The sequence below is a fragment of the Escherichia sp. E4736 genome, assembly GCF_005781225.1.
GTDB lineage: Bacteria > Pseudomonadota > Gammaproteobacteria > Enterobacterales > Enterobacteriaceae > Escherichia.
This window is the reverse complement of sequence record NZ_VATT01000051.1, coordinates 1-4,621: the sequence shown is the minus strand read 5'-3', so window position 1 is coordinate 4,621 and position 4,621 is coordinate 1. Positions and strand designations below refer to the sequence as shown.

The 4,621-nt window shown below is 40.2% G+C and carries 3 protein-coding genes and 1 pseudogene; 1 reads left to right on the top strand and 3 read right to left on the bottom strand.

All coding sequences use genetic code 11. The features are described from left to right. Window positions 1-190: 190 nt before the first annotated feature. The 3 genes from FEK46_RS22535 to FEK46_RS22520 form a co-directional block, all read right to left on the bottom strand. Window positions 191-601 carry a type II toxin-antitoxin system death-on-curing family toxin gene (locus FEK46_RS22535; protein ID WP_346763854.1) on the bottom strand — a complete coding sequence of 137 codons (411 nt, stop codon included), beginning with the start codon at window positions 599-601 and terminating at the stop codon, window positions 191-193. Continuing rightward, complete coding sequence (locus tag FEK46_RS22530; protein WP_135491845.1) at window positions 570-791, bottom strand: type II toxin-antitoxin system prevent-host-death family antitoxin; 222 nt, start codon at window positions 789-791, stop codon at window positions 570-572. Before FEK46_RS22530 ends, FEK46_RS22535 begins: the two co-directional genes overlap by 32 nt. A 543-nt stretch (window positions 792-1,334) precedes the next feature. Then, a complete protein-coding gene (locus tag FEK46_RS22520; protein WP_240725573.1) occupies window positions 1,335-1,490 on the bottom strand; it encodes an MbcA/ParS/Xre antitoxin family protein in 156 nt (51 codons plus the stop codon). Window positions 1,491-4,282: 2,792 nt separating this feature from the next. Here FEK46_RS22520 and FEK46_RS23505 point away from each other — a divergent pair. Then, window positions 4,283-4,402, top strand: a pseudogene (locus FEK46_RS23505) (AAA family ATPase); the annotation flags it as partial. Window positions 4,403-4,621 lie beyond the last annotated feature (219 nt).

The following is a 4,621-nucleotide window of genomic DNA, read 5'->3' as shown; positions in this document are numbered from 1 at the left end:
ACAAATCTATGTACAGGCTCCGAAGCTGGGCTGAACCGTATACTTACAGTCGACTACTTCGATGCTTTAGGCTTCCCTCGACTCGCATAATCTCAACTTCTCGAACCGCCCGGTGCGGACCCGCATGCCGGGTGGTGTGGCAGGGGCGCAGCCTTGTGCTGCCCCCTATGCCGATCAATAACTCCACTTCTTAAGTGTTGGTCCCATATAACTCACGTAGCTTTTCGGCTACTGAAGATACGGGGATCTCACCAGTGGCCGCACCCACGGTAAGGTCTACCAGCACGGGAGAATCATAGACCTGCACAACGTTACGGCGCAGAAATAACAGCGCACTGTTTAGCGCGGTGCGCTTATTTGCATAATTGAAGATACGCCATCTCGCAGTAGCCACCAGGTAGGTTGCGGAGACTTCAAAAAGGGCGATGATCTCTTCATATACAACTCTGGCTTGGGCTCTCCCGATAATAGTTTCTGCCCTATCCGGATCCGACATGCCCGGAAGGCCGTAGTGGCTTATATTCGTATCATGAAGCGCAATAAGCTCTTCCTGTGATATATATGCCTCATTATCGGTTAACCAGTTCCTTGTTGGTGGAATCCAGTGTGTCAAACAGGGATGCAAATTCGGCATCCTGCGTCGCTTTTTTGTAGGCTTCGAAAGTAACCTTGTTGACAATTACAGCTGGCTCGCGGCCTCTGCGGGTGATTTCAACCTTTTCCCCGGCTTCAACATTGTTGAGCACTTCAGTAAGGTTGCCGCGTGCGGTACGGAAGTTGATGGATTGCATAAAAACCTCGTGTACTCGTTATGTGTATACAATCATGGGTTTTAATGACACGAAATACCACTTCTTTGCGCCTTAAATTATCGGGCAATCGTCAAATTTCCCCACTCCTGGCATCATTGATGTGAGTGATCACACCAAACACGGCATTACTGCCCATGCATCCATCGTCATCCTTTGGCAACCTTCCTCCTTCCAGGCTCTTAAATTCTTCAGGTGCTGACGCGGATACTTTCGGTATCTCTTTACGCTATAGCACATACAAGCAGTGAACTATCAACTGGTGCGAGTGTAGGGGCTCAATGCTAATGTCTATTTGAGGACTGCAGATGTTTTCCTCGGCTGGGTAAGTTGTTAACCCCAGAATTTGGGCCAAGTATTGTATGTGGCGAAGCTGGTACAGGAACAAAGGGATAACCGTCGTTTTAAAGCTCTTCCATCGGTGAATAGCCCCGATGTGACCCGGAACAAGTCTCAGCATTCACGGGATGAAAACGATTTGCTTGATGCGATGATAAAACTACAGAACGGCTCTGGGCAGAAGGTCTAAGAATACACGCCTTGCTCTAGTCGTGTTATTAACGCTATTACCGTTTGGATTCCTGATTCGCTCCCCATAAGTTCTTCAGGGGTTTGCCACCGTAACGCTCGGTTGGGTTCATGGCACCACTTTTGGGCCGCACTTTCGTTACCTTCAAACAATTGCGTAGCCAGTTGATGGACATCTTCTCTGTTCAAGGAGTCAACTCCACTATTTAGTTATCGTTTTCTTAATCTGTTTAATGACTGGATATGAACTTCGCTACTCATTTTAGCAATGAGTAACAAGTCAATGTATCAGATGCATTCGTGACTAATACAAATAAATGCGTATAACCATTTGACAATAAAGGTTTAGATGAAAAAAAGAGAGAGTGAAATCGAATTTCACTCTCTCCATTCGGGCGCTAGGCTGGTTAGCCTCATTAAATATGATGTAACCAACGCGTCCCCCTGTATGCTAGACGCTTACAACTATAATCACTGTACATCATGGATGCAACTTTTTTGCTAATAACATTCAGCAGAGGTTGCAATGAAGTGTATGTATGTCGAACGCTACCAACCTGCATCAGTCAATGGAACCTGTTGAGTTGTTCAGCTATATCGACGTTGTTTGATTTACTTTCCATTGCCCATACAGTACTGACCGCGTATCTATAGAAAGGAGTGGTTTATCATTGATTGTAAATCATAAAAATGGCAGCCTCACCAATTATCAGACTCTGTTTGTCCGACAATATCTCAAATGATACAACCAGTTCTAATCAAGATAAAAGAAAGGTGGTTTAATATAATAACCTAGGCAGCACTCCATTATATCCCTTTTATTATTAACGAAAACAACCGAACAATCGTTGGACATGATCTTTTACATCCAGTATACCAAACAACTCTCAATTTAAACTGAGAATGTAATTTGATAATAACTATCCAGATACTGGCTGGCGAGAGAATTTAACATATGGTAATTATATGTTCTATAAATAATTATTTCGCCATTTTAAATCCTATTAATATTATCGGGGTTATTTACGCTGAAAGGAAAATATTTACTTTATTAGTGGATGGTGAGTGGAATTGTAAGTGTTTTAGTTGGTGCTTATATTTTTCTTGATATTAAAAATATATGATTAATGTCTATTATTTCCTCAACAATCTGTTCCCTGGTGTTACCATTTAAAATAGCCATGGATAATAGCAAGTAGCCCGTTTTAGTTCCAAGTGTTTTTTATCGCGCCCAATAAAATAATGGTGTTGTTGATATTCTTCAGGCCTAATATGAAGAGGTAATGACATTAGATGTGCACGGTAGGTACGAATAATAGAAATATCGGTTCGTTATATTTTACAGAGTAAGTTATGCGTTAAACTATCAGATTCTTATATGAGCACATTGCCCTTGCATAAATACAATTGCAATAATTTTCTACTCGAATTAAAAGATCGGTTTTGGAGATGGAAAAGTAACTTTTATAAATTTTGAACTATCGATTTAAGCTTCTAAACCATCCATTAAACTATTGTCCTTACTTGTATCACTTTTTAACCAAAGTCTCCAGGGTTTTCTCAAAACCCCTGAGCCTGCTAACGAAAATTTTACTGCTTAAAAAAACGCAATACTGCAATCAGTATCTGCGATATGCCGAGAAACTTTCGCGAAAAAAACGTCTTTGCGTGATTATATCTCTGATTGCTTAGGATGACTACGACATAGGGTCACTTTTTCCTTAAAAATGGCCCTATGTGCACCTCGCATAGGGTCACTTATTGATGAAAAGTGACCCTATGTAATCACGATATAGGGTCACTTTTTTTAAAAGTGGCACTATGTACAAAAATCATAGGATCATTTTTCTCGAAAAAGTGGCACTAGATATATGTATAACTTAAATGGCAAAACAGTACTTATCAACTCACAATAATACCAATACCCATTGTCAAAAAAGCTACTTTTATGTAGCATTAGAAAACATCCTCATACGACCCTCCCATTCCCATCTGACGTGCTTTTCAAACTGTTAACTTCCAGCTGCATTCCAGGCATTCAAAATGCCTCAAAAAAACACAAAAAAAAGTCCCATTTGTGAAAAAAAACTGATAATCTCTTCGGTATGGTTATTTTAAATCAAGAGGTCGCATATCTAATTCGAAACTATTAAAGTCACCGGAGATATCACTCAGTTTGTTGTGTTCACAAATTTATGTGTTTCGGGAAGAAACTGAAGACATGATCACAATTTACTGGATCGTGTGGAAGGAAAGGAGTCATCAGGAGATAAATTTACCGTGACCAGGCAATACGGTGAAGAAGGAGTATCTGGGGGTGTATGTACCAAAAGTTGCATTATAATTGGTAATGCAAAGAAAGTTACAATTACATGGCATAAGTTTAGCACGTATAAAACGAGGTCACTGAGTTACATTTAAAAACTTGTTTTTGTAATGAAGAGCGAAAATATGCGAAAAACACATTTTGTGAACCATGCGATCTGGGAATATTGGATGGTTGCGGAGACGGACGGATTACTATAACCATTACGGCAAGAACGTTCTATTTTAACAGCACGAAATTAAGAGGCTTTGATGATGTAAGTACCGCTATTTCATTATTGTTTAGAACAGTTAATGTTGACGAGTGTGCCCCAATTTTCTTATCTGCTAAATTTTCTCCTGCACAGTTAAACTTCGGCAATCAGAATACTATACACTTTTACAAACATATTTTTGAAATGAACAGCTCGTTTACTCTGGAATATAAATTAAATTTTCTGGATTATTTGTCGGTTAGCGATTATAACGTATATGGTTTACAGTATTACTCGAAGTCTCAACATGTAAAGAGAACGCATAAAGAAAATACCTAACGTTTATTTTATTTACCTTTTTGATTATTTTGTCGAAAAAAAATAAAACAGAACTAAAGCGTGCGGATATATATATCTACGGGATTGTCCACCACACTGAACATCAAAAGAGAAAGCTGCCGGTTAAAGGAAAAACGCAAAGTGGGAATGCTGGCAAAAAACGCTACGCCAATCAGTGATGATGAAATGGCGGAAACAGACATCTGAACCTGGCTCTTGACAGATTGTGTAATGGTTCATGCTAATGTCACACGTGATAATACCCAGCCAGAAAGGCTGGGTATTTCCGATGACTACGGATACATATCAATGAACACTTCGCGCAGATAAGAGTATTCCTGCTTATTCTGACAATAGTATTCCACTCTCAGCGTGCTCTGATCCACGCCCTGCGGGGGCATATCACAGCCCGCCAGATCGTCTATG

Coding starts and splice junctions, on each gene's coding strand:
- FEK46_RS22530 (WP_135491845.1), bottom strand. CDS start 791: ATGCAATCCATCAACTTCCGTACCGCACGCGGCAACCTTACTGAAGTG.